The organism is Paenibacillus sp. VCA1, from assembly GCF_031583795.1.
Lineage (GTDB): Bacteria > Bacillota > Bacilli > Paenibacillales > Paenibacillaceae > Paenibacillus_AQ > Paenibacillus_AQ albilobatus.
Genome location: NZ_JAVLSX010000002.1, coordinates 275533 through 298641, shown reverse-complemented (window position 1 = coordinate 298641; position 23109 = coordinate 275533). Strand labels below are relative to the sequence as shown.

Here is a 23109-nt window from a genome sequence, read left to right as displayed (position 1 = left end):
AAACGGGAACATGCATGAGGAGCCCCACTTCCGGCAACAATAGCCATCGATGCCGATTCGACGAAAGGAAAGGAGGAAACGACATGCAGTGGGTTTATTTCGGCAAGCTTTACAAAACGAAATTTCAAGCAGGCTGCCTCGCAAAACGGCTGGAGCAAAACGGCTGGATTTACGGATACGACGATCCGCGTCTCGTTGAAATTTTCCGTTCGAGGAAAGGGAGATACGGCGTGCGGTTCATTCCATAAGCCGGGAGATGGATGTCCCGCGAATTCTCTTTTTATATTTTCCTGCAAAAAATACTTGACGTACCTATTGATCATGCTGTATATTAATTCTTGTCGCTATTTATTACGGCTTAACGACGCGGGGTGGAGCAGTCCGGTAGCTCGTCGGGCTCATAACCCGAAGGCCGCAGGTTCAAATCCTGCCCCCGCAACCAATTACAGCCATTATAATGAATCGATTTCCCATATTTGATCAGGGCCCTTAGCTCAGTTGGTTAGAGCGGTCGGCTCATAACCGACTGGTCGGGGGTTCGAGTCCCTCAGGGCCCACCAAAGATTCACGCGATATGCCGGGGTGGCGGAATTGGCAGACGCACAGGACTTAAAATCCTGCGGTAGGTGACTACCGTACCGGTTCGAGCCCGGTCCTCGGCATTACACGAAAAATCACGGTTACATCAACGTTAAATGAACGCTAATAAGCGGGAGGTCCTGCGTGTTTGGTACGGACCCGAAAACAGGTACACAGGACCCGTGCAAGAGACGCCTCATCTTCGTTTTATACGGAGGGAGGCGTTTTTTGTTTTGGTAAGAGTTCGCAGTATCAATCCGCAGGCAGGGGAACGGCCGCATTGGCGCGAGGCGCTCGCAGATTTTACGGACCACAAACGGGTGAACGACAACATCAGCGAACAAACGGTATCAGACTACAACCGGGCCGTCACGTTATTCATGAAACGATTTCCGGATGCGTGGGAGGCGGATGAAGATGAGCTCAAAGACTCGATATTTAAACATTTGTCGGAAGAGATCAAGGCGGCGACGTTTAACAATCGACTGGTTTACATTCGAGCGTTCTTTGATTGGTGTATTGAGAAACAGTATCTTACGTCAAATCCGCTTAAGGGTGTGAAAAAACGAAAAGCGGATAGCCGCGCCGTTTCAATTGAGGCTGAAATTTTAACCGCGTTACTTGAGGCGCCTAACCAATCAACTTTCGCAGGGCTGCGAGATTACTCGCTGATTCTATTGACGCTAGATACGGGTATCCGCCCGTCGGAAGCGCTAAGGCTCGTACCGAAAGATTTTAACGCATCGGCTCGCGAAATATACGTGCCAGCAAAAGCGGCGAAGACTCGCGTAGCCAGAACGTTGCCAATTTCGGAGCCCACCGTCAGGTCTATACGAAAGCTCATCGCAGTTCGGCCGACAGAGTGGTCCGAGGATACACCGATATTTTGCTCGTATGAAGGCCGGCCACTTAACCGGCATACGTGGGGCGATCGCATGGAATTGTATTGCAAACGGATTGGGCACCATATTCGGCCGTACGACTTGCGCCACGTATTTGCGCTTGAATTTTTGCGTAATGGGGCCAACGCGTTCTCGACGCAGAAGGCCCTCGGGCATAGTACGTTGGAGATGACGCGGAGGTACGTTGCGCTGGTCAATAATGACCTGCGGGCGGATCACAAAAAGGCTAGTCCGGTAAATACGCTGCTTCCGCAAAATAAAAGGGCGGGACGTATACAATAAAAGAATAATGTCAATTAAGCGCTCAGTCCTTCGGGATTGGGCGTTATTTTTTTTTTGCTGAAAAGTGTGCGGAATCGGATCGAAATGCAATAAGATTAGCGGCGGCTTCCGGAAATATTTTTAATCGAAAGTGTGAAAACCGGGGAGGTCGCTTTCTATGTAATAAGTGTAAGACCGAATATTCAACGTAAAGGAGGCCCGCATAATGGCGAACAACGCGCACACTGAACAAAAACTCGTCAGCGTCGAGTCCCAAACGGAATACTCCGTCACATCCGGCGCCACTGAAACGCGTATCTTCGTTAAAATGTACGTCGACGCCGCTAAAGCCGGTCTAATTGCGGATATGGGCGCCCAAAACTGGACGACGCTTTGCGTGATCGCATCGTTTATGGATGCGGAAGGGGACTGTTATCCAACGCAAGAACAGATCGCAAGATATCTTGGCGTTAACCGACAGACTGCGAATCGGTACGTTAAACGGTTGCTTGAATACCGCTGGAACGGGCGACCGGTTATCCGAGCGTTGAGAAAACGTGACGAACATAGCGGTAGGTGGGAAAACACGCGATATACGGTGCTTCCGATCAGTCAGCTTGCGATTTTTGATGCGCAACCAGAAGCGATTGACACAGGGTAATGGCCCATGTCCGTAATTGCCGACATGGTATCCACCGACACGGTAAACTAAGACACTAACTATAACCAGTCTTTTAACAAGAACCACTATTAACTAGATAAATAATATCGCGTGGTTTAAACCAAGAGGAAAACATATCGCTTCGGAATACATTCCTTGCGAAATAATTAATATCGAAAAAGACAAACGATTAAAACAATTTCGCGCCCTAAGGGATGTATTGATAGATTAGATGCGCTAAGGAAGTTTATTCGAAGAAGAAAAACATAACGGGACCCGGCCGCCGCGCCGCCCGCAAATATAACGAAGGAGGAATCGCAATGACAATGCTCAACGCATCAATCACGCAAAACTACCGCATCACCTCGGATGGAGCGCAATTTATCCTACAGCGCCGACACATCGTTGACCCAACGAAAGCGCCCGGCTACAAGGCGGAGGAAGGCGCGCCTGTACCGAAGACGTCCGAAGAGTGGCGCAATTTCAAGTTCTATCCGCTAAATGAAACCGGCCTGGCTGCCGCAGTTAAGTCCGCCGTACTGCGGGATACCGACGTCAGCCAAGCGCAAACGATCGCCGAGGCGCTGCGAATTTATGCGGACGCAACGGACAGGCTTACGGAGGTCATTACGGAGTGTTTACGTGTTCCGCGCCTACCTGTCGCCTAAAATTGGCGGGGAATTAGGCGGTTTGGCTGTGCGGTAGAGTATTCGTAATGGTACGGGTAAAGGGCGCTGAAAATAAGCGAAAAGGAGGACGATTAGATGTTCGATACAGTTTCGGTTAGGAAGAAAGTACGCGAGACATTTAAGGTGTTTAAACAGGCGGAGGTACATGATGAGTACGGACGAACTTACATTCCGTCTGCCCCCGTCTGTGGTCTCGAAGACATTATCGAGGTCCTCATCACGCAAATTGAGCGTGAACAGGAACGGAACCAGGCGATTATAGGTGGAGTGGAGCGAGCTCGAGATCGGCTTAAACATGAGATAACGAAAAACGTGAGGGAGGTGTTGAGATGAGGCTGCGAAAGTTTCCGATTACAGCGCCAAGCGGACGGCAGTACGAAGTCACTATCGAACGTAATTACGTTTGCCTCGGCGCGTACGGACTGGAATTTCGCGTCTATCGGCATGAGATCCGCAAGCAACTATTCGGTAGGACTCGCCTGGCTTGCATATTGGTGCGAGAGGAATCGTACTGGGAAACGGATGTTGAAGACGTAATCCCGATCGTGCAGAAATTAATCCGCGATGTCGAAGCGCAGATAACCCGGAAGGAAGCACGCGAGGCTTCGTACGTAGCATTCACCGCATGGGACGGCAAGATTACGGAGGAGGTGTCCACATGACACGCGATCAAATCGTCGCAAAGTGGAACGGAATGACGCCGCGGGAACGTAACGCTTGGGTTGCGGAGGTTGTAATGGGCTGGCGTAGAGTTTCGCGACCTGGCGGCGGTGGTGGATACATCGGATGGGAAAACGCAGACGGTCGTATTGTCGCAATCGAGTCCGATTGTACAATGTCGACTGGTCCGCAAGATTGGTTCCGGCCTTCGCAGGATGTTCGCTCAGCGTGGACGGTGTTCGAACACATGAACAAAACGCACTGGATTAGCATTATGCGGATAGCTGAGACATCGAATGTGACTGGGAATTACGTAGCAGAATGCGGCGGGAATAGCGCCGGGTCCAACTCCGCGTCAGAAGCGATTTGTCTCGCTGCCATCATTGCAAAATTAACGGATACCGTGTGATTCCGCACGACTTCCATATAACTACTATATAGCGAAAGGATTGACGCAAGTTGAACACAGTCGACGATATTATCGAACATTACCGAAAAGGAGGGCGCAAGTAACTATGTCAAACGTTTCTAATAACGCCCGAATGAGGCCGGCAATTGACCAAAAGTGAAAAACTTCAAAATAACGAGATTTAACTAGATATTAAAAGTATTTCAACAAAAACTGAAACGTAATTCCTATATTACACAGAATTTGCGGTGAACAGATGGGTTGTGCAAATACATTGTATTACGGTAGTACATTTTGTTCTGCGCGCCGTAATTAGCTGTTTTAAAAATCGCCGAATATGGCGTTCGACCATTTCGCGCTTATCATTCTATAATCAAAACGCGAACGAAAGAGGTGTCAAACGAATGACAACGGAAACTAGACGTGACTTGGCGGCAGATATGACGATTTGCGAGGCGGCGACTCCAGGGCCTTGGATACGTAGAGCTGAGTTTGACCGCGCTATAGCAAAAGAATACACGTTGGACGATGTGGTTTCCGCCGAAGGAGGCGACATGTGCCATGTAGTTATCGAACCGAGTAACGAACGCTTTATTATCGAAGCACGCGAAGGCTGGCCGCATGCAATCCGGCGGGCATTGGCGGCTGAGGCGGAGGTAACATGGTTGAAAGATAGTATGCGCAGGCTAAACGGAGTCCACGATGAGCAATGCGCGAGGTCAGCGGAATACTACGCGGAAATAAAGCGGCTGCGTATGGCGTTAGAGGCAACGCAATTTCATCTCTACCGCGAGCAGTATATGAGCGCCACCGATACGGTAGACTCTGCGTTGGAGGTGTCCGCAGATGCCACGTCCTAAAATCACCGCCGAGCAGCGCAAAGACTGGCGCAACCTTCCGCTCGAACACTGGAACACGGCGACAGTGCATGCGATGGTCATCGACATGAATGCGGAGAAATTCGGTGTCAGCAAGTACATTCCGCTTAGAGGATGGTCGTTCGAACAAGGCATCATAAAACGGTCACTCACCGAATATGGCGCCGCAGCTCTACGAGAATCGATCGAACGAGCCTTCGCAGAGTACCGGCCGAGCGCGCAGTATCCGCAATTGACGGCGGGCTTTCTGATTGCGTACATGTTGCCGCGAATCATGCCGCAAGTGCTTGCGGAGCAGAAACGGAAGGATCAGGCGGACGCGCATCCGGTTAATGGCGGAATGAGTGCGGAGGAAGTTGCTGGATGGCTTTAACATACACTTGCCACGTTGTCAAGGAAAATTCATCGCGATGAACGTTTGATGACAACTTATACACAGGTGGTTAGAATAATAATATAGCAAGGAGGAACGCAATGGCACACGCTGACAACTGCATATTAGCGCAGCATTGTTCGCTTGCCGGCTCGGATAAGTGTAACGCACTCTGCTCGTCCTACATCGCGGTCCACGGGTACAACGGCGCAGGAGGACGTGTAGCAGCGGCGGACATACCGGCCGACTATCGCGGAGTAACGCTGCAGAACTCGCCAGCTCGCGGGGATCAGGCGGAGGCTTATAAAGTTATCGACGCATACGTTAATACGTTCCAGCGTCAATTCGGTGAATCAGGAGAGCGAATTAAGTCGCTGTATCTCTTTTCGGAATCGCCAGGCACCGGTAAAACAACGTCGGCCGCTGCGATATTGAACGAATATATCATCCGCCACTATATCGGATCGATCCAACGCAACAGGCAAGCGCTGGACCGTCCGGCCTATTTTCTCGATGTTAACGCGTGGCAGACGTTATTTCTCGGATTCAATCGCAGCCACGTACCGGCTGAAACTGCGGAGCCACTGGCGGCAAAATATTACGCAATGGAGCAGCGCGCCAAAGCTGCCCCGTTCGTAGTGCTTGACGACATAGGCGTTCGATCCGCATCGGAACCATTTCGGGCGGACCTTCACGGGATCATAAACCATCGGGTGACGAACGGGCTGCCAACCGTTTACACATCGAATGTGACGATCGCAGACCTGGCGCAGGTATTCGATAAGCGATTGGCGGACCGCGTGCGGGATATGTGCGGGGTGGTCGAGTTTAAGGGTGAAAGTAAAAGAGGTATTCGCTAATAAACCCAAATTAACACAACCATTGACTATAGTACACAAAAGCACAATTGTTGACTATAAAACACAACATATTGTTTTTGTAGTTACAAAAATACTATATATTGTGTTTATGATTATGTTGTGCTATATTACGGAGGTGGAAATAAGTGGCGATATATGGCGAACAGATTCTCTCCAAAATTGTTGACGACGGTGATGTGTCAGTTATAACTAAATTCGGAATCACGCGCGATGACTTCCCGACGGCCAGCGAGCGCCAGGCGTTCGACTTTATCGTTCGATATGCGCAAGAAAACGGAGGGCAGGCGCCTAGCTACGCGTCGTTAACAGCTCAGTTCCCGGATCTGACGTATTTGCCGAGCGTGACGGATTCGTACGAGTACCTGGCACGTGAGCTAAAGGACGCAGCGGCAAAACGGATGGCCGTGGAGATTGTTAACGGTTACAGAGACGAAGAGACGGGAAAGCTCGTTCCGTCGGAGTTTGCCGAAGCGTATCAAAAAAAGTCGGCGGAAGAGTTCTCCGACTACTTGAAAAATCTGGCTGACAGGATTAAGATGAGAACATTAGTTCTTAGTTTCCAAAAGGCAACAGATGTTAAAGCAGATTTTGGTCGCTTTTTGGAAGAGTATCGAGCGCGGAAAGCCGGCAAGTCGTTCAAAATCTGGCGTTCGGCGTTCGGATACATTAACGAACAAATCGGCGGATTTTTTAGTTCGAACATGTATACGTGGTATGCACGTTCTGGCAGAGGCAAGTCAGTTATCGTAATGGTGGAGGCGCTAGAATCTGCAATCCAAGGCGCAACTGTTCTCGTATGGCCTCTAGAAATGTCCGGGTTCGAATGGATGGCACGCGCGTACTCATATCTCAGCGCAAGGGCTGGAATAATCAGTGCGGAGATCAATGGTGTAGTCTACGACGAAGCTGGTTTCGATAATAAAGCGATGTTGATGGGACGCTTATCGGAAGAGTATGAACAAGAACTCGAAAGGTTTCTGCAGACACTTAACGATAGCATTGCCGGCCGTATCATTATCCGCGCTGTTGACGACGAAACCTTTACCGATCGGTCAGTGCGGCAGCTTGAAGCGGACATTGCCGAGTATCAGGCAGATGTGATCGTGGTCGATCCGATTTATTATATGGATTACGAAGCGAACACGTCGAAAACAACCGGAGGAGACGCGGCGGCCACGTCGAAGAAGCTGCGCTTACTAGCCGGCCGGACTAAAACGGTAATTCACGTTATTACGCAGGCTGACGAGAACCCGAGCGAAAAGGACGACAATGGCGTGCGCGAGTTGAAGCCGCCTAAGCGCGCGGAGATCAAGAAGACTAAGGCAGTTCTTGAGGACGCGGCCAACACGTTCGGTATCGATACGCTGGCGCATGAAGGGCGTGGGATTATCGAGCTCGGGAAGGGCCGGAATGGCGGCGAGGACGCGCGCGTGGAAATCGTATATCTGCCGAATTTCGGGATTGTGCGAGAGATCGTAAGCAACGGAGAGCCTAGCAATCAATTTAATTCAAACTTTTAGTTGACACAGGAAAATCATGGTGCTAGATTATAGATTAGATAAAAGATAAGTAATCTAAAAGAGAGTGGGATTATTTTGCACACCAATCTAACGCCTGATTTGATAAGGGACAAAGCGTTGACTGTTCTTGTTAAGCATGCAAACGGAATAAAACAAGCTGACTTTTTTGCAGAGGTTGAGGCAGTGCTTTCCACTGAATTTGTAGTCCACAAACATTCAGTTAAAAATGCTTTATGGGACTTAAGCGATCGATTTCCTGAGTATGTAGTAAAGAAAAAATTTACATATAGGGATGTCAGATTATTTCCGTCCTCTAAACTATTGGTCGAAAGAAATGGGGCTACTGAGGATTATACTAAGGACCTGCTAAAGTACATGTTGTCAGATGAGTTCAAGGCAATAAAGCTGCACATGCTTGCGCTAAAAGTTAAGGATATCGAAAGGCACCTTTTTCTCAGTGAGATTGAAGGATTAATTAATGAAATTATATACGAGGGGGCGAATATCCATGTCCGAGAGTTAGAGGAGATTGTTGGGCTCAAAGTTGCCATTAAGGCTTTATCAGAGCAGATAAATCAAGTGACCAAGATATTAAAGGGAAGAGGAATAGAGGGGGATGCGATTGATACTGATTGATTTAATTGGCGAAATTCCATGGCGCAATCCACGCCGGCACCCGAATAAGCTGCAGGCATGTTCTCCGTTTCGTGACGGAGACGATACGCCATCCTTCTCGGTTAACCTCGACCCGTCTTCGGACAAATTCGGATGGTGGAATGATTCTGGCGCAGTTGACCGCCGCTGGCGCGCAGGTCCTCCGGAAAAGCTGATCGCATTTTTGCGGAACATTACGGAGGAAGAAGCTCGCGAGCTGATATACGGAGACGGACGCGCCGGCCCTGGCGAGTACATATCGTTAAGACTACCGCAAGACAATGTCAGGGCTCCGAGAAAACCGCTAAACATAACGTTCGAACCGCAAGTATCCGAATATCTACTAAACCGTGGGATATCAGCGGACATTCAGCAGATGTTTCGGACCGGGTACGATCCGCGCAGCAGAGCGGTTATACTGCCGTGGTGGGCACCGGATGGCCGCCGGATATTCAACGTCAAGTACCGATCGACGTGGGACAAGCGATTTTGGTACGCAAAAGGCGGCTGGCCGATACGTGACTTGCTTTACGGAATTGACATCGTGTATCAGCGCAACATTAAGCGCGTAGCCGTGTGCGAGGCCGAGATCGACTGCCTTTCGCTCTATTCGATGGGCATTCCGGCCATTGCGACAGGAGGTGCGCAGTTTAGCACTAAGAAGCGCGATCTTATTTTGCGCAGCCCAATCGAAGAGATAATTATCGTAAGGGATAGCGATACGGCCGGACGAGCCTGGCGCAACCAAGTATACGAGGCTTTGCGTGGGAAAGTTGACGTGAGTCTTGCGTTGGTGCCACGCGGGTATAAAGACGTAAACGAAGCATGGACAACGGGGGACAAAAGACTTGGGAAAATTCGCAAAATCACATCTAATTTCCAGATATTAGCGTGACAGTGCGTTATAGCTGTCGTATAATGTCAATATTGAGTAGGCATATTGGCAACTTTTAGCGCGAAGGCAAACCATTAGATTCGCCTCCGCTGCCTATCAGACGTCAACTTTTCGTATGACATACAAGTCACGCGGGCTGTATCTTATTCCCGTCTTTTCGAAAATTGTCTCCGTGATGATAATCGAATGGATAAATGTAATCGTCCTACTTCCTGTCTTGTACTTTGAGATGGTCCACTTGTCTATTCCGGTGTACTTAACTAGGTCTTTCTGTTTCCATCCGATATCACGCAAAATGTCCGAAAGAAGGCAGCGACCAAGTTCATAACTCATCGCCAACCTCCAGAGGATTAACATGCCGGTGATCTAAAAATATTTTATCATATTTTTCTTCTTCAAAGTGTGAAACAAGCCTAAGTAGCTTTCTATATAATACCAAGGAGGTTGATTCAATGGAGATTAACGAAAATATCAAAATGTTCCTACCGACAATCCGGGCTATAAGCTACGCCAATAGCAGATCGACCGGAATCCCGAAGGAGGACTTCGAGAGTGAGTTGTGCGAGGCGACATGGAACGCGCTTCGATCGTATGACCCGAACAAAGGATGTTCGACTAAAACCTGGGTTATGCGGCACATTAAACAAGCCACATGTAGGTTAATCAAATCGAAACATGGCACACACTATCGAAGGGTCAGGATAGTCTTGGACGCACCCTTCCCTGATGACCCGGATTCCTCGCAGACAACACAGCTTACGGACAATGTTACAACGGAAGAAGACTTCTTTGCTAGGAAACACAAAAAAGAAGCCGACCAGCGCCAACTGATCGACTCCTTAGTTCACTCGGGCTCAGAAGCCCCGGATGCAACGACGACTGCCATCGTCGAAGCTTTTCTAGCGCAGCCTAGCGCATCGGATGCCGCGATCGCCAAATCGTTAGGCATCCATCCTGAAACAGTTAAACGCAAGCTTCGTAAATTAGCACGCCGCTACGACGCCAATCGTTTCGGCAATATTTACGACTACTTAGCGGTTTAACCTTTATGAGAAGGGACGGTGTCATCAGGCACGAAACCCGTCTCTTTCTCAACCATAGTATAACACAACCGTCAAGTTAGTAATCAAGTGTTACTAACTGGCAGGCAATATAGATATAGTTTATCCTAAAAGTTTCCAAAATATTCTTTTCACGTTTTCAATAATACCTTAAAAAGTTACCTATTGTCAACGTTTATTTAAGTGCGCCTTAAATCACATTGGAGGTTGTTCCTATGAATAAACTACGCATAACAACGGATAAAGTTTCGTTTTCTAATAAAGTTCCGCAGCCTAATGTCAACAGTCAGTACCACGGCCGCCCCGAAGAGTACGAAGACCCTGCGGACTACTATGCGCTGCCAATTTCTACGAAAGGGGTACGCATCGCATGACGGTAGCAATTGATCCGAAAGCCGGTACGCATTTCGTCGGCAAAATATTCGTAAAGCCGCACGCATGCGATCGCGCAACCGAACATTTCGGCGTTGATCGTAAGGATGCTCCGATTTGGGTCATGGACCGGCTCCGGAAAGCTTCATTAATATCCGCGCATGTCATCGACGAGTTCGGCAACCCCGCGCGCATGTTCGGCTACCAACGAATTGTCTTTATCGTCCATCCGACGGAACAAACGGTGGTAACGATATACCCTCAATATAAGGCGAACGAAGTGATTCGTAACCCAATAGAGCGTATTATTCAACGAACAATCCGCACGGCCGAACGGAAAGTCCAACGCGAGACCAAGCGGATTAATATCGCGAAGGCTGAACTGGCGATGGAACGGGCCGGCTACGAGTTGCGACTTGCCAAGACCGATTCGGTCAAAGTAATCGCCGACATGAACGAGCGTATCGCCAGCATTGACGCAAAGGTTGCTGCATTTGATCGTGAGCTATTCGAACTTCAACGTGAGAAGACGAATTTGATGAAAAGCGTAGTTGCATATATCTAAAGCCGGTTCTGCGCCGGCCGCGCGGTAGTAACGCTGGCTTTACGTTGTTACCGTGCTGCGGACGTAGAAAGTTGTCCGGGCGCCTGGCGGAGCGTCCTAAAATATCCGACTATTCATATCGAAAAGGAACGTGATCAAATGTCCATCCGCGACCAATTGAAGAAACGCGAGGAAGAACGCAGCACTCCGAAGGGCAACGGCCTTAACGAAGGGCTGCCGGAAGGCGTCACACGGTATGTACGTCTTGGCTCCGAGTTGAAAGACGGCCGCCAATTCGTAATGCTCGCAGATCCCGACAGTTGGTACTTTTATTTCTGCCACGAAGACGGCGACTTTGCGACGCGAGCAACCTTCGTCAAGAAACACACGTGCCTCCACTCGCCAAAAGGAACGGGCGCCAATCTCGATTCTTACAAGAAACCGAACGGCGGCGCATGTATCTCGTGCAAAGCGAAGGCCAAGCGCAAACTCTACTTTATGATTCCGGTGTTTGACCTCGAATACAATACGTGGCGCGTTCTCGACGTTAAGGAGTTCCATGCGATGAACCTGATTGGGGATTACGACAAACTCGAAAAGGCTGCGAAGAAATTCAACAAGGAGTATTCGCTTGTCGGCGACGTAATCAAGGTTACGAAAACGTCCGATGGCAAATCGTATTCTCTTGAATCCGGCGACGCAGAGGTTCCGGCCGAGGCTGCGCAATTTGTAGGCTTTGAGTTCCCGTATGAAGAGCTCGCCAACTTCCGCGAGGTCGACGACATCATTGCGTTGCTGAACGAAGCCGATCCGGAGCATGTCGATAAGTCCGTACTTGGTGGCGCTGACCAGCCGCCAGCAGACGGCGCGCCAATCGAGGTTAAAGACGAGGACCTTCCGTTCTGATGGCGGCAACGGCGGCAAGACCTCAGACTTCGGCGGGCGGTAACGGAAGAAAGCCGCCTGTCCGGTTCCCTGTCGAGAGTGACGAATTTTACGAAAGAGGACGGTGAGTTGTATCGCACACGTAAATGAAGTCGTCGGCACTTATTCCGAGTTGGTGGCGCAAATTGCGTTACTGGCGAACGGCTGGCGCATTCACGAAAGCAAGACGGCCGAAGCTTACGACATTCTCGCGACCGATCCGTTAAACGGCCATCACGTTAAGATCCAGGTCAAGACGATCCGGCAACGTATGGACCGCGGCGGCGACCTCGTTATCTACGCGAAAAAAGGTGACCGAACAGCCTACGACCTTTCCGACGCTGATTACATCATTGGCGTATGGGCGGCCGACGGCGAAATCCCGCGCGTTTATATGCTCGAAAATCGGCTGCAGACCGAATACTGGGCGAGCGAGGCGACGGCGTCTGAGCGTTGGGTCGAATTGCCAATCGCACTGGATCGGAGTGTCTACGCGCCCGAGCCGGACGAGATTGCGGAGGTATTGGAGGCCGCGGCATGAGGCGAATACTTGACGCAATAAGACGTCGATTACGGAGGAGGCGCGGACATGGACCGACTGGACCGTTTCGCTTTGCCTGACCACGAGCCGCCATACGTAGCCGAGTGCGAATGGTGCCGCGGTGAGATCCGTGCCGGCGACGAGGTTAAACGGATTGACGACGGCGGCGGATATGTACACAACGGATTCGGCTACGACTGCGCGGAGAAGTACGCAGAGGAACGGGTATACGACGCAAGTGGCGTTATCGACGAACACCGCAACGTAAATTAAACGAATAGGGAGCGATGTATAAATGGGTAAATTGAACGTGGTAATTCCGGTGGCGGACGTAGAGGTAAACGGTGTTAAGTATCGCAGGGTTGACCGCCCGGCGCAGGAAGGCGATATCATCAAATTCACGGAGGCTCCGACTTCTTACGTAAGTGAAGGATTCTATCTTGTTGATGAATTGGACTCTTGCGGCGACCCGCAGATTACCGACGATGATGGGGACAATTATGACGCCTGTAATGACGATTACGAAGTCTACGAAAAGGTGGCGCCTCAATATCGCGAGGTTAAACGAAACGCCGAGGTGGGCGAGCGTATTCGTATCGTAAACACGATTGACTGTCGCTGGGATAACGGTGAGGAGTTTGTGGTTGACGGGGATGCTCTAGGCGGCGATGTCTTCGTTAAGCACCCGGAAGGGAAGAGTAATGGTCGAGCCGTCGTTAATTACTCCGAATACGTCGTTCTCGAACCGGTTGAGCAAGCAGAACAGACGCAGCCGAAGCGTCTGACCGTCGGAGATTACGCGAAGATTACGGACGTTGTACATGGGCATAAATACAACATCGGAGAAATTGTAAAGATTGTCACTGACGATGGATCGACGCTTCCCTACGTGGGAGAGACGCACGATAAACGCAGTGTAGGCGCTGAGTGGTTTGCACCTTCCGAGTGCTTGCCGGCGACCGAGGCGGAGTTCAACGCGCAGAAACCGCAGCCAAAACAATTACAGGTCGGCGATTATGCGAAGGTTATCGACGCAAGCGGCGACAGTTCCGCAAAAGCCGACGATATCGTCAAAATTGAATCGGAAGATTCTAGCGGCGGCCTTCGGTTGCTGAACGGAAAAACGTTTGATGGACGTGAGATCGATATGTTCGCTCAACGATTTGTCCGCGCAACCGAATCCGAAGTCGAAGCCGCCAAAAAGGCCGCTGAACGTGCGAAAGCGATCGGAGAATTTGCGGACGGTGGGTATGCGGTGGTGGTTGACGTGAGTAAAGGCGGACTTAACGGCTTCAATAACGGCGATTATGTTCCGGTAGAATACTCGCACGATGACGGACAATGGACGTATCTTCGCGTGAAGAAAGGTAGTCTATACGGATTCTGCAACGCTGACGCACTCCGCAAAGTTACGAAAGAGGAGTACGAAGAGGCGACGAAGCCAAAGCCGAAGTTTAATGTAGGCGATAAAATCCGGATTACACGTTATCAATGTAACTGGCCGGAAGGGACTGTCGTGACAATCACAGAACCTGACGTGGGCGGCGCTAGGAAAACAGCGTGGGCGAGAAGCGAGGATGGCCGCGTCTATCTGACCGACTACGATTCGTTCGAGGTTCTTACCGCAGAAGAAGCGAAATGGGCGAAGATCGAGCGCAAGGTTAACGAGTTTAAGGCGGGGGATGTAGTTCGCGTAATTAAATCCTGCCCTATCGCTGACACAAGAGTTGGGGACGTTACGACGATCGAACGGTTAGGCGGTCATAACGGTGTGTATCTCACGCAGTTAAATAGTGGCGGTAGCAGTGCGTTCATCTACGCGGATGAGATCGAACTCATCGTCCCCGTCGAACAACGTTTCGACACGCAGCAGGAGGCGGCATAAGTGGACGTTAAGCTCACGCTAAACCTGCGCCAGCCCACGCCGGACATGGACGCAAAACAGCGTGTGGTTGACGCGGCCAAACGGAAGAAGGCGGCCGAAGAATCGCCAGCCGAAGCAATCGAACGCATCAGCCGAATGAGCCTTACGGATCGCGAGCGCCAACTCGTTGATCTCGTAAAAGAGTACGTGACGGGGAAAACAGGCAATTCCCCGTCCGGACTTAATCTTCGGTCTGGCGGAAAACCGCGCGATAGCGGCCAGGTAACAAAAGCTGACGTAATAGCTGCGGGCGAACGGCTACTTGCGGATAGGCAACAGGCGGAGCGCGCCGAGAGGATTGCGGAGACGCTGCGGACGAAGCCGAATAATTTCTACATTATTACGGATGACGCGGACTTGCCGCGAATGGTCGACCGATTGCGCGAAGAAGTGCGGCTGCAGGGTGGCGACGAGTGGTTCGCAAAGGTGTTCGCGCTATTCAACAACACGCTGATTAAACGCAAATTGGCCGAACGCGGCATAACGATTCCTGACGCGCAATCCCTTACGGTATGGGATACGGAGACATCGGGCGTCGATAAAATGATCGACCTGACCGGCGGCTATTCGTTATGGCTTCCGCTTTTAAACGAAGGCTATTACGTCGCGTACGGCCACTTAACCGGCGAGAAACAATGTACACGGTCGGCGGCCCTGGGTGCGATTGAACGCTTCATGGCGCTACCTTCGCAGATCAAATCGTTCCATAACGCGCCGTTTGACTTGGCGATGCTGCTGAACGACGGGCTAAAACCACAGGGCATCCGTTACGACTCGCTCGAAGCCATGCGGACGCTTAATGACCACGAACCGACTTACAGTTTGAAGCCGCTGATAACGAAGTACAAGGCAGCGATCGGCGTCGACTGCCCTGATTATACATTCGAGGATCTATTCGGAAACGAGTCGCCGATGCTGCATCCGATCGAACTCGTCGGAATCTACGCGATATGGGACGTACTCAAAGGCTGGTGGCTAACGCGCTGGCAAATCGACAACTTAATCGCGACGGACAACTTGGCGACAGCGTATTTCGAAATCGGCCAGTATCTTACGGAGGTAAACGTTAATATCGAGCGGACAGGCTTCGTTATTGACCTTGACGGACTTAAAGCGCTTGGCGACGAACTCCGGCCGAGACTTGCGCAAGCACAGGCGGACGTTATCGAAGCATATGGCGTCACGAATCCGGAGTTTATCCGCGCAATGGACCGGACAATCAACGCGAAGAAGATTACGGACTGGATCGAGTCGCAGCGCAGGAAGATCGCCCGCAATGATGAGGCGCAAAGGAAACAACGCGCTATTATTGCGGAATGCGAGGCGGCCGGAAAAACTACGCTCAAGAAATATACGAACGCGGTCGAGCGGCTGAAAGAGCTGCAGGCGGAAGCGCGGGACCTTGTGCCGGCTGACGAGGAGCATGCGCCGTTATTTGTAACGGAGTTCTCGTTCACGAACGACAACCATTTGCGCTATCTAATTTATGACCACCTGGGCATCGAGGACCGCACGAAGCAAATCGTTAAGGATAAATCGAAGACGCGGGCCGTCTCGAAGGACGTGCTTGACCGTTACTTCGAAGAGGAAGAAGCGCTCCGGCCGCTCGCTAACGTGTCGGCGTTCGAAAAGCTACTCGGCACGTATATCGATAAGATTCCGGACGCGCTCGATGTTGATGGGCGACTGCACACGCAGCTTGATACCGTTTCGACTGGCCGTTACAGCTCGAAGGGATATTCGGGCAAACCGAATGAACTTCGGCCGGCTGCGGTTACTGATGCGAACTATCTTGCGATCATGCGTGCGCTCGTTGATTGCAGCTCGAAAGTAGCGAAAGGGACAAATATCCAGAATATACCAGCTCGTACTAAGGAAGGCGAAAGGGTTCGAACGATGTTCGTTCCGCCGCCTGGTCATTTATTCCTTGGCAGCGACCTTTCGTCGATCGAACCACGTTTGCAGGCGCACAAGATGGAGACGGAGCACGGCGACCCGACCTTTGCGGACATGTATCGAGCTGGCCTCGATCCGTACGTTGAGTTTGCGTCGATGATGTTCGATGTGCCGCGTGAAATCTGCCTAGAGAGCGCCTATAAGGCCGGGATTACTTCGATCCCTTACCGAAAGCTAACGAAGGACATGTTCCTTGCGAAGGGTTACGGCCAGGCCGAGGACCAGTTCGTTAAGACTGCGGTCAAGCGCGGCATAACGGAGGAAGCCGGCAAGCGTGCGTATGCGAAGTTCGACGAGATCCTGCCCGGTTTTAGCACGATGGTTAACGCCTCTTTCGCACACTTACGTGAACATGGTTGGACGCAGACTCTTTGGGGACAAAAGCGCAGATTTCCGGAATATCGCAAGAACTGGCAGCGTCTTTGCGTACTGATGAAGCGCGCCGGCATCCGCGACAAGAACGATCCGGAACTCGGTAAGAAATCGTACAAGCTTTCGCCGGCAGACCGTTCGGAGTTCTGGCAACTTATTCGGTTGACCGGACGCGATGAACGAGCTGCGTTCAACCACAGTATACAAGGCAGTGGAGCAAACATTCTCAAACTCTGTATGATTAGAAGTTACTACGAGCTGACGCTAGCACGTGGATGGGAGTTTTCCCTTACGCTCCACGATGAGCAGAAACATGCAGCTCCTAAAGAAGACATTACACCAGAAACTGTCGCTCTCTATACGGATATTATGACGAACACGGCCACGCTCGTGTGCCCATTAGAGTGTGACACTGTGATCGAACCTAGATGGATGGTTGAGGTTAAACCAGATGACTGGGATTTCGAAAACGGACGACCAAAGAACCAAGCAGAGGAGTGATCTGTGAATGAGGACCATCACATTGTCAAGAGGTAAGCAGACGGTTGTGGATGACGAAGACTACGATCAACTTTCACAGTTTAAGTGGTGGGTTGATGCCTACGGCTACGCACTCACTACCGTCGGCGGTCGTTTAAATAAAAAGAACATTAGGATGCATAGGATGCTCACTGGGGCGCAGCCAGGTCAAGTCGTCGATCACATTGATGGCGATCCCCTAAATAACCAAAAAGCCAACCTCCGCATTGTAACCCAGAAGGAGAATGTCCGAAACTCTAAACCGAAACCGAGTCGGTCGGGGTATAAAGGGGTGAGTTGGTACTCTCAGACAAACAGATGGGTGGCGCGCATCATTTGTGACGGAGTGTACTACCACATTGGATATTATCACGACCCAAAAGACGCTGCACGCGCCTACAACGCCAAGGCACTCGAATTATTCGGAGAGTACGCGCGATTGAATGTCATTCCAGACGACGAGGAGGCCGCCTAATGGCGCACGAAACCGCAACGTACACATGCCCGCAATGCCGCCGACAAATCTGCGTACTGGCGGACGAATACGGTGACCATCCGTGCTCTTGCGGCTGGGACCCGGACTATGAAAACGAAGGAGATGGCGAGGATATGGAAACGAACGTTATCGAAAAGCTGCGCGAATTGATCGGAGACGGATACGAAGGTGAAGCGTGGGACGAAGTACACGAAGATGTTGACGCTATCTTGGGCGTTTATAAGCCGAAAGGTTATTCTGTAAAACGCGTCGACGAGGAGTTCGAGGACGGAGGCCGCTGGTCGAATTACAAAACAACCGTTTACCGCGTAGAGCAAGACGGTCAAGTTGCGCACTTTTCCGTTTGGAGGGAGGAGCCAGCTACGGAAATGCAGGACGGTATGGACCTCGCATTACAGATTAACGAAGTAGTGCCGGAAGAGGTTACCGTCATTAAATACGTTCCGGGGAGGGCTGCGTAATATGAAGGTTACCGAAACGCACGATATCGACAACAGCGGATATGAGTATGACGGAAAGGGCTCGCTAACCATCGACGTAAAGGACGACAGAGGCGACTCAGTTTACGTTGACATTTGCGCGGGTGAGCCGGAAGACGCTGTGTTCTTCCGTGATCTTAACGGCGCGTACAATATCTCTCGCGCAATTAAACTTGCGTATGAGGCTGGGAAGCGCGGCGAGGCGTTTGAATACGCGCTTATCGAGGAGGGTGAGTAAATGGCCGGAAAGATTAAGATACCGCAATGTCCGCAATGTGGCGCGGTGAATGAATATGGATACTGTAGCAAATGTCGCTGCCGATGCGAAATGATCTCGCGGGACAAGCGCCAGGTATCCGATAATTTCACCGTTGTCGACTGGTTCTCATCGCGATCAAGCGCCGGTCTAATCGTTGAGGATACGACAGGGAAACGCTATCCGATCTACATGTCGGACGTATTTGCACACATTGACGGGTTGAAACTCGGCGAACTGACGCTTGAGGAAACGAAGAAGGGCTCGGCTTATGGGTGGAAAGTCATTGTGAAGGAGGCTGCGTAGATGCTGACGTCAGAAACCGTAACTGTCCTCGATCTCGAAACGACGGGCCTTGATCCGGCTACCGATCATATTACGGAAATTGCTGCTATCCGGGCGGAAGTTGGGGCGGACGGTTCCATTCGTGAGATTGGTCGGTTCCAAACGTTCGTCGGCTCGGATGCTGGCGTAGTAATTCCGCTGGAGATTACGGAATTGACCGGTATTCGTACGGAAGACTTGCGCGGCGCTCCTGACATGTATGTAGCGCTGACAGCGTTTTGGTACTTCGCACGGGGTTCTGTTTGGATAGCGCACAATTCTCCGTTCGACTTCTCTTTTATCGCGAAAATCTATACTAACGGCGACCATTTCGCCTGTACACGTGCCATGTCTCACTTAGTTGACCCGGACGAAAGCGCAAGTCTCAAAGACGTATGCCCGCGTTACGGAATCGAATTGAACGGACATCATCGCGCTATGAATGACGTAGAGGCAACGCTGCAGCTTTACGCAAAGCTTCGTGAGAAAGCGGAAATTAACGGAATTAGCTACCGAAATGTCGTGATTGACTCAGATGAGCGGCCGCTCAAGTATGTGCCGCCAGGAGCGATCGTACGGACTATTAGTAAAACGAAGGAGGCGGTTTAGTTGGCGAATAAAGAACAGGTATACGCAAAGATCGCGGAAGCAATCGAAGAGGCCGAGCATGACCCGGACATGAGTGGCGGAGAGATTGTCGAATACGCGGTAGAAACCGTTAAGTCGACTTTAGGCGTCCAATGCGACTCTACTTATTGTGGAGGCTTCGATAGTCCAGGGTACGACATTCATTGCTACGCGATCGCTTTTGTCACGAACGAAGGAGAACTCGGGCTCTACGACTATCAATACGAAATTTATTAGGAGGCGGTTTAAATTACGGTACCTAACCAATCAATCGCAGACAAAATCGCGCAAGACTTTACGGAGTTTCTCAACGCCTGGCATTCGGCGCCCGAGGTGTATGACGACGCACTCGACGCGCAAATCCACAAGTGGTATCACGATTACCTCACGGACAAATCACGCAAAGTATGGCCGGCCCGCGGCATCCCGTATTTCTCGCCATCGTCAGCCAACGCAGACGCACGCGGCCTGTACGAAAAGATGCGAGGAGCCAAGAAAGAGATAACGGAGCGCCCACCGCATCAAGGACGGTGGACACGCTTGGGCACGGCGATCGGCGACATGATCCAGCGCGATATCCTTTTCGCGGAGAAACATTATGCGCGGCACATGGGCGAGAATCCCCCGTTTAGTTTCGAGCGCAATAAATACGGCGAGCCGATGTTCGAAGACTTCGCGAAGGTCAACGCAATTATCGAGCATAACGGAAAAGTGTTCTCATTGTTCGGCACCGGCGACGGAATCATGCGCTACGTATCCGAAGATGGCGAGATGCTACGCGTCGGCCTCGAAGTCAAATCGAAGCAAACAACGGCAGCCATGACGTCCGCCTATTCGCGGCGCAACGGTCCAAAGGAAGACCACGTTAAGCAATGCGTCTGCTATTCGAAAATGTACGGCGTGGACTATTACGTTATCCTCTACGTTAACGCCGCGAAGAAATCGTGGAATATGGCGGAGGACGACTTTGAAAAGAATCCGGATATCGCCGCATTTGGCGTCTACATTACGGAAGATATGCGCATGGAAGTCCTCGATCATTTCGCCGGCATCGTGGAGGCAGCGGAAACAGGCAATCCGCCGAAGCTCGACCTCGGCAAATGGATTTTCAACGACTTCAAGCGCGCAATATCGCTGTCTCTTTCGGAGGACGAGTTGGCGGCGTTACGGCGCGAAGTCAGCGCACTCCAACGCTCAGGCCTTCCGGATTGGAAGAAGCGCGGGCCAGCGGAAGCACTCGAATTCATCGAACGTGTGAGGGCGGAAGGAGGCGGTAACCCTGCCGAAGAAACCAACGCAGCCTAAACCAAAACCTCTGCGCATCCTTGGACTCGACTTGTCGCTAAGTCCCGGAATTGCTGCGATCGAGGTGCGGAATAGACAGCCGCATCTCATCGCGGCCGATTCCGTCGCCACTTCGAGCGGTGATCCGGATGCCGTCCGCAGCGCCGTCGTCGAGTCGTTTGTATCGCAGTTCGTGTACGCGCATAGACCGTTTGACGTCGTTGTACGCGAAGACTTTACGGCAGGACGGAATAAGCGCGCTACGCAAACGGTATTCAGCGCATGGACTTCGGCTGATCGTGCGCTCTATCCTTTCGGTTATGTCGCGCTTGACATCGATGATCCGCCGAAACTGGCGCCTACTTACGTAAAGAAAACCGTGACGGAAATACTCGGCAAGGCCAACGGTAAGGCGGAAAAGGACGAGGTGGCTAAGGCCGTACGCAAGTGGCTGCGGCTGCCAGACGATTACCCATTCCGGAAGGGATACGACGACTCCGATGCGTGTGCAGTAATTTTAGCGTATTTGATACGCGAAAATCTAATCGATATGGAGGTTGCGGCATGAATAACGACTGGATGACGTTCGGGGAGATGCTTGATCGAATCAAACTCGGTCAGATAGCGGAGCCTGATGTGCAAAATTATTCGGACGTAACACTGACTCCGCTAGGTCTGCGGTATGTCGATAGGTGGACGCGAAAACCTTGGGAGAGCCTCGTGCCAGTAACCCGATCCTATATGGCGCTTAGATTTCGGTTTACGGGCGAGACATTGGATTCTAGCGCCGGGTTAGGTACATGACCGACGCTGACATCATTCGCAAACAACGCGCCGAAGTGGCCGCACTCGAACGGTCCGTCGCGATCTATACGGAGATCCTGGCGGACTACGAGCGGCGGTTGGCCGAGGCGCGCGCCGTAGAAAGGAGACTCCATGCGGATTATCTACGCAACACGTACGGGCAATGTGGCGTTGTTCGCGCGCCGACTCATTTGGCCGACGCAGAAGCTAACGGAGAATCTACACGTTAATGAACCGTTCGTGCTCGTTACATACACGGATAAATTCGGGGAGGCGCCAGGTATTGTGCGGCGCTTTCTCCGTGATAATTCGGAATATATGCGGGGCGTGGCTGCGAGTGGCAACCGGAATTTCGGGCGGGGCTTTGCGGGCGCGGCCGACGAGATTGCGCGTGAATACGGTGTGCCGGTGCTGCTTAAATTCGAGCTCGCCGGAACGCCGTCTGATATACAAAAATTCAACGAAGAGGTGACGCGGCTTGACGAAAACTTATCGTTACATTGAATTGAACAACGAAATTACCGCGATGAAGGACGGATTTTATCAACTCGAAAAGGACGCGGAGGCCGTAGCGGAGTTCTTGCGCTTCGTTGCCGATAACTCGATGCGGTTTGGCTCCGTAATCTCGCGTATCCAATACATGGTCGATAACGGCTATTACTATCCGGAAGTGCTGACGCAGTACACGCCGGAGCAGATTACGGAGATCCACCGCCAGGCTGAGGCGGCCGGCCTTTCGTTCGCTTCGTATATGGCCGCGTCCAAGTATTATACGGACTATGCGGTTAAGACACGCGATAAGAAAACGTTCCTGGAATCGCCGGCCGAGCGATATGCGATCGCGGCGCTTTACCTGGCGCAGGGTGACTACGAGATGGCGCGGGAACTCTTGTGGGGTTACGTTCACGGCGTACAGCCGGCGACGCCGACGTTTCTAAACGCGGGCAAAGCGCGGCGTGGCGAAATGGTGTCGTGCTTCTTGACGGAGGTTGACGACAGCCTTAACGCGATAAATCATGCGGTCGGCGTGGCGACGCAGCTCTCGAAGATTGGCGGCGGCGTGGCGATTAACGTCTCCAAGCTTCGAGGCCGTGGCGAATCGATCAAGGAGGAGGAAGGCGTCGCGAAGGGGATCATGCCTGTTCTAAAGCTTATGGAGGATGGATTCTCTTACGCGGATCAGATGGGTTAATTTTGGCCCCTTCCGCTAGGAATAGCGGTCGAAAATCTCTCTAATTCATGGGATATCCGAGAAAGGCGGACA

General features: G+C 51.4%; 31 protein-coding genes and 3 tRNA genes. All 34 read left to right on the top strand.

Annotated elements, in window-relative coordinates:
* Nucleotides 1–83 precede the first annotated feature (83 nt).
* The 34 genes from RJP21_RS05045 (at nt 84) to RJP21_RS04885 (ending at nt 23037) form a co-directional block, all read left to right on the top strand.
* A complete protein-coding gene (locus tag RJP21_RS05045; RefSeq protein ID WP_201452229.1) occupies nt 84–248 on the top strand; it encodes a hypothetical protein in 165 nt (54 codons plus the stop codon).
* Nucleotides 249–365: 117 nt separating this feature from the next.
* A tRNA-Met gene (locus RJP21_RS05040) sits at nt 366–442 on the top strand.
* A 41-nt stretch (nt 443–483) separates the two neighbouring features.
* Nucleotides 484–560: transfer RNA gene (locus RJP21_RS05035), tRNA-Ile, on the top strand.
* A 16-nt stretch (nt 561–576) separates the two neighbouring features.
* Nucleotides 577–662: transfer RNA gene (locus RJP21_RS05030), tRNA-Leu, on the top strand.
* 150 nt (nt 663–812) lie between these two features.
* The gene (locus tag RJP21_RS05025) at nt 813–1763 is read left to right on the top strand and encodes a tyrosine-type recombinase/integrase (RefSeq protein WP_310858356.1); all 951 of its coding nucleotides are present in this window, start codon (nt 813–815) and stop codon (nt 1761–1763) included.
* Nucleotides 1764–1968: 205 nt separating this feature from the next.
* Nucleotides 1969–2403, top strand: coding sequence for a helix-turn-helix domain-containing protein (locus RJP21_RS05020; RefSeq protein ID WP_310858355.1), 435 nt, complete (start codon nt 1969–1971; stop codon nt 2401–2403).
* A gap of 320 nt (nt 2404–2723) precedes the next feature.
* Nucleotides 2724–3071 (top strand): hypothetical protein, encoded by a 348-nt coding sequence (locus RJP21_RS05015; protein WP_310858354.1) that lies wholly within the window; start codon nt 2724–2726, stop codon nt 3069–3071.
* A 96-nt stretch (nt 3072–3167) separates the two neighbouring features.
* Entirely contained in the window at nt 3168–3425 is a 258-nt protein-coding gene (locus RJP21_RS05010; RefSeq protein WP_310858353.1) for a hypothetical protein, read from the top strand.
* Nucleotides 3422–3754, top strand: a complete 333-nt coding sequence (locus tag RJP21_RS05005) for a hypothetical protein (protein ID WP_310858352.1) — start codon at nt 3422–3424, stop codon at nt 3752–3754. Before RJP21_RS05010 ends, RJP21_RS05005 begins: the two co-directional genes overlap by 4 nt.
* Nucleotides 3718–4161, top strand: a complete 444-nt coding sequence (locus RJP21_RS31235; RefSeq protein WP_397386175.1) for a BC1872 family protein — start codon at nt 3718–3720, stop codon at nt 4159–4161. The genes RJP21_RS05005 and RJP21_RS31235 overlap by 37 nt, the downstream gene beginning before the upstream one ends.
* Before the next feature lie 404 nt (nt 4162–4565).
* Nucleotides 4566–5021, top strand: a complete 456-nt coding sequence (locus RJP21_RS05000; RefSeq protein ID WP_310858351.1) for a hypothetical protein — start codon at nt 4566–4568, stop codon at nt 5019–5021.
* Nucleotides 5008–5412: a hypothetical protein gene (locus RJP21_RS04995; protein ID WP_310858350.1), complete on the top strand. Its 405-nt coding sequence runs from the start codon at nt 5008–5010 to the stop codon at nt 5410–5412. Before RJP21_RS05000 ends, RJP21_RS04995 begins: the two co-directional genes overlap by 14 nt.
* A 101-nt stretch (nt 5413–5513) precedes the next feature.
* On the top strand, nt 5514–6272 hold the full coding sequence (locus RJP21_RS04990; RefSeq protein ID WP_310858349.1) for a P-loop NTPase family protein: 759 nt from the start codon (nt 5514–5516) through the stop codon (nt 6270–6272).
* A gap of 146 nt (nt 6273–6418) precedes the next feature.
* Nucleotides 6419–7813, top strand: coding sequence for a DnaB-like helicase C-terminal domain-containing protein (locus tag RJP21_RS04985; RefSeq protein WP_310858348.1), 1395 nt, complete (start codon nt 6419–6421; stop codon nt 7811–7813).
* 75 nt (nt 7814–7888) lie between these two features.
* Nucleotides 7889–8449 (top strand): hypothetical protein, encoded by a 561-nt coding sequence (locus RJP21_RS04980; RefSeq protein WP_310858347.1) that lies wholly within the window; start codon nt 7889–7891, stop codon nt 8447–8449.
* Complete coding sequence (locus RJP21_RS04975) at nt 8430–9362, top strand: toprim domain-containing protein (protein WP_310858346.1); 933 nt, start codon at nt 8430–8432, stop codon at nt 9360–9362. Before RJP21_RS04980 ends, RJP21_RS04975 begins: the two co-directional genes overlap by 20 nt.
* Before the next feature lie 452 nt (nt 9363–9814).
* Nucleotides 9815–10405: a sigma factor gene (locus RJP21_RS04970; protein WP_310858345.1), complete on the top strand. Its 591-nt coding sequence runs from the start codon at nt 9815–9817 to the stop codon at nt 10403–10405.
* Nucleotides 10406–10638: 233 nt separating this feature from the next.
* Nucleotides 10639–10797: a hypothetical protein gene (locus RJP21_RS04965; RefSeq protein WP_310858344.1), complete on the top strand. Its 159-nt coding sequence runs from the start codon at nt 10639–10641 to the stop codon at nt 10795–10797.
* On the top strand, nt 10794–11360 hold the full coding sequence (locus RJP21_RS04960; RefSeq protein WP_310858343.1) for a hypothetical protein: 567 nt from the start codon (nt 10794–10796) through the stop codon (nt 11358–11360). The genes RJP21_RS04965 and RJP21_RS04960 overlap by 4 nt, the downstream gene beginning before the upstream one ends.
* Before the next feature lie 138 nt (nt 11361–11498).
* Complete coding sequence (locus RJP21_RS04955; RefSeq protein ID WP_310858342.1) at nt 11499–12245, top strand: single-stranded DNA-binding protein; 747 nt, start codon at nt 11499–11501, stop codon at nt 12243–12245.
* Nucleotides 12246–12348: 103 nt separating this feature from the next.
* Nucleotides 12349–12804 carry a hypothetical protein gene (locus tag RJP21_RS04950; protein WP_310858341.1) on the top strand — a complete coding sequence of 152 codons (456 nt, stop codon included), beginning with the start codon at nt 12349–12351 and terminating at the stop codon, nt 12802–12804.
* 48 nt (nt 12805–12852) lie between these two features.
* Nucleotides 12853–13077 (top strand): hypothetical protein, encoded by a 225-nt coding sequence (locus RJP21_RS04945; RefSeq protein WP_310858340.1) that lies wholly within the window; start codon nt 12853–12855, stop codon nt 13075–13077.
* A 22-nt stretch (nt 13078–13099) separates the two neighbouring features.
* A complete protein-coding gene (locus RJP21_RS04940; protein WP_310858339.1) occupies nt 13100–14689 on the top strand; it encodes a hypothetical protein in 1590 nt (529 codons plus the stop codon).
* Complete coding sequence (locus RJP21_RS04935) at nt 14690–17557, top strand: DNA polymerase (protein WP_310858338.1); 2868 nt, start codon at nt 14690–14692, stop codon at nt 17555–17557. It abuts the gene before it with no gap.
* Between the two features lie 7 nt (nt 17558–17564).
* A complete protein-coding gene (locus RJP21_RS04930) occupies nt 17565–18050 on the top strand; it encodes an HNH endonuclease (RefSeq protein WP_310858337.1) in 486 nt (161 codons plus the stop codon).
* The gene (locus RJP21_RS04925) at nt 18050–18532 is read left to right on the top strand and encodes a hypothetical protein (RefSeq protein ID WP_310858336.1); all 483 of its coding nucleotides are present in this window, start codon (nt 18050–18052) and stop codon (nt 18530–18532) included. The genes RJP21_RS04930 and RJP21_RS04925 overlap by 1 nt, the downstream gene beginning before the upstream one ends.
* Nucleotide 18533: 1 nt before the next feature.
* Nucleotides 18534–18788 carry a hypothetical protein gene (locus RJP21_RS04920; protein ID WP_310858335.1) on the top strand — a complete coding sequence of 85 codons (255 nt, stop codon included), beginning with the start codon at nt 18534–18536 and terminating at the stop codon, nt 18786–18788.
* On the top strand, nt 18789–19112 hold the full coding sequence (locus RJP21_RS04915) for a hypothetical protein (RefSeq protein ID WP_310858334.1): 324 nt from the start codon (nt 18789–18791) through the stop codon (nt 19110–19112).
* Entirely contained in the window at nt 19113–19739 is a 627-nt protein-coding gene (locus tag RJP21_RS04910) for a 3'-5' exonuclease (RefSeq protein WP_310858333.1), read from the top strand.
* Entirely contained in the window at nt 19740–19994 is a 255-nt protein-coding gene (locus RJP21_RS04905; protein ID WP_310858332.1) for a hypothetical protein, read from the top strand.
* 303 nt (nt 19995–20297) lie between these two features.
* Complete coding sequence (locus RJP21_RS04900) at nt 20298–21062, top strand: hypothetical protein (protein ID WP_310858331.1); 765 nt, start codon at nt 20298–20300, stop codon at nt 21060–21062.
* Nucleotides 21037–21609 carry a crossover junction endodeoxyribonuclease RuvC gene (locus RJP21_RS04895; RefSeq protein ID WP_310858607.1) on the top strand — a complete coding sequence of 191 codons (573 nt, stop codon included), beginning with the start codon at nt 21037–21039 and terminating at the stop codon, nt 21607–21609. Before RJP21_RS04900 ends, RJP21_RS04895 begins: the two co-directional genes overlap by 26 nt.
* Before the next feature lie 368 nt (nt 21610–21977).
* Nucleotides 21978–22349, top strand: a complete 372-nt coding sequence (nrdI, locus tag RJP21_RS04890) for a class Ib ribonucleoside-diphosphate reductase assembly flavoprotein NrdI (protein ID WP_310858330.1) — start codon at nt 21978–21980, stop codon at nt 22347–22349.
* On the top strand, nt 22324–23037 hold the full coding sequence (locus RJP21_RS04885) for a ribonucleotide reductase N-terminal alpha domain-containing protein (protein WP_310858329.1): 714 nt from the start codon (nt 22324–22326) through the stop codon (nt 23035–23037). Before nrdI ends, RJP21_RS04885 begins: the two co-directional genes overlap by 26 nt.
* Nucleotides 23038–23109: the final 72 nt, after the last annotated feature.

Excerpts from the sequence above, each read along its gene's own strand:
- RJP21_RS05045 (WP_201452229.1), top strand. The coding sequence starts at position 84 with ATGCAGTGGGTTTATTTCGGCAAGCTTTACAAAACGAAATTTCAAGCA.
- RJP21_RS05020 (WP_310858355.1), top strand. The coding sequence starts at position 1,969 with ATGGCGAACAACGCGCACACTGAACAAAAACTCGTCAGCGTCGAGTCC.
- RJP21_RS05015 (WP_310858354.1), top strand. The coding sequence starts at position 2,724 with ATGACAATGCTCAACGCATCAATCACGCAAAACTACCGCATCACCTCG.
- RJP21_RS05010 (WP_310858353.1), top strand. The coding sequence starts at position 3,168 with ATGTTCGATACAGTTTCGGTTAGGAAGAAAGTACGCGAGACATTTAAG.
- RJP21_RS05005 (WP_310858352.1), top strand. The coding sequence starts at position 3,422 with ATGAGGCTGCGAAAGTTTCCGATTACAGCGCCAAGCGGACGGCAGTAC.
- RJP21_RS31235 (WP_397386175.1), top strand. The coding sequence starts at position 3,718 with ATGGGACGGCAAGATTACGGAGGAGGTGTCCACATGACACGCGATCAA.
- RJP21_RS05000 (WP_310858351.1), top strand. The coding sequence starts at position 4,566 with ATGACAACGGAAACTAGACGTGACTTGGCGGCAGATATGACGATTTGC.
- RJP21_RS04995 (WP_310858350.1), top strand. The coding sequence starts at position 5,008 with ATGCCACGTCCTAAAATCACCGCCGAGCAGCGCAAAGACTGGCGCAAC.
- RJP21_RS04990 (WP_310858349.1), top strand. The coding sequence starts at position 5,514 with ATGGCACACGCTGACAACTGCATATTAGCGCAGCATTGTTCGCTTGCC.
- RJP21_RS04975 (WP_310858346.1), top strand. The coding sequence starts at position 8,430 with ATGCGATTGATACTGATTGATTTAATTGGCGAAATTCCATGGCGCAAT.
- RJP21_RS04970 (WP_310858345.1), top strand. The coding sequence starts at position 9,815 with ATGGAGATTAACGAAAATATCAAAATGTTCCTACCGACAATCCGGGCT.
- RJP21_RS04965 (WP_310858344.1), top strand. The coding sequence starts at position 10,639 with ATGAATAAACTACGCATAACAACGGATAAAGTTTCGTTTTCTAATAAA.
- RJP21_RS04960 (WP_310858343.1), top strand. The coding sequence starts at position 10,794 with ATGACGGTAGCAATTGATCCGAAAGCCGGTACGCATTTCGTCGGCAAA.
- RJP21_RS04955 (WP_310858342.1), top strand. The coding sequence starts at position 11,499 with ATGTCCATCCGCGACCAATTGAAGAAACGCGAGGAAGAACGCAGCACT.
- RJP21_RS04945 (WP_310858340.1), top strand. The coding sequence starts at position 12,853 with ATGGACCGACTGGACCGTTTCGCTTTGCCTGACCACGAGCCGCCATAC.
- RJP21_RS04940 (WP_310858339.1), top strand. The coding sequence starts at position 13,100 with ATGGGTAAATTGAACGTGGTAATTCCGGTGGCGGACGTAGAGGTAAAC.
- RJP21_RS04930 (WP_310858337.1), top strand. The coding sequence starts at position 17,565 with ATGAGGACCATCACATTGTCAAGAGGTAAGCAGACGGTTGTGGATGAC.
- RJP21_RS04925 (WP_310858336.1), top strand. The coding sequence starts at position 18,050 with ATGGCGCACGAAACCGCAACGTACACATGCCCGCAATGCCGCCGACAA.
- RJP21_RS04920 (WP_310858335.1), top strand. The coding sequence starts at position 18,534 with ATGAAGGTTACCGAAACGCACGATATCGACAACAGCGGATATGAGTAT.
- RJP21_RS04915 (WP_310858334.1), top strand. The coding sequence starts at position 18,789 with ATGGCCGGAAAGATTAAGATACCGCAATGTCCGCAATGTGGCGCGGTG.
- RJP21_RS04910 (WP_310858333.1), top strand. The coding sequence starts at position 19,113 with ATGCTGACGTCAGAAACCGTAACTGTCCTCGATCTCGAAACGACGGGC.
- nrdI (WP_310858330.1), top strand. The coding sequence starts at position 21,978 with ATGCGGATTATCTACGCAACACGTACGGGCAATGTGGCGTTGTTCGCG.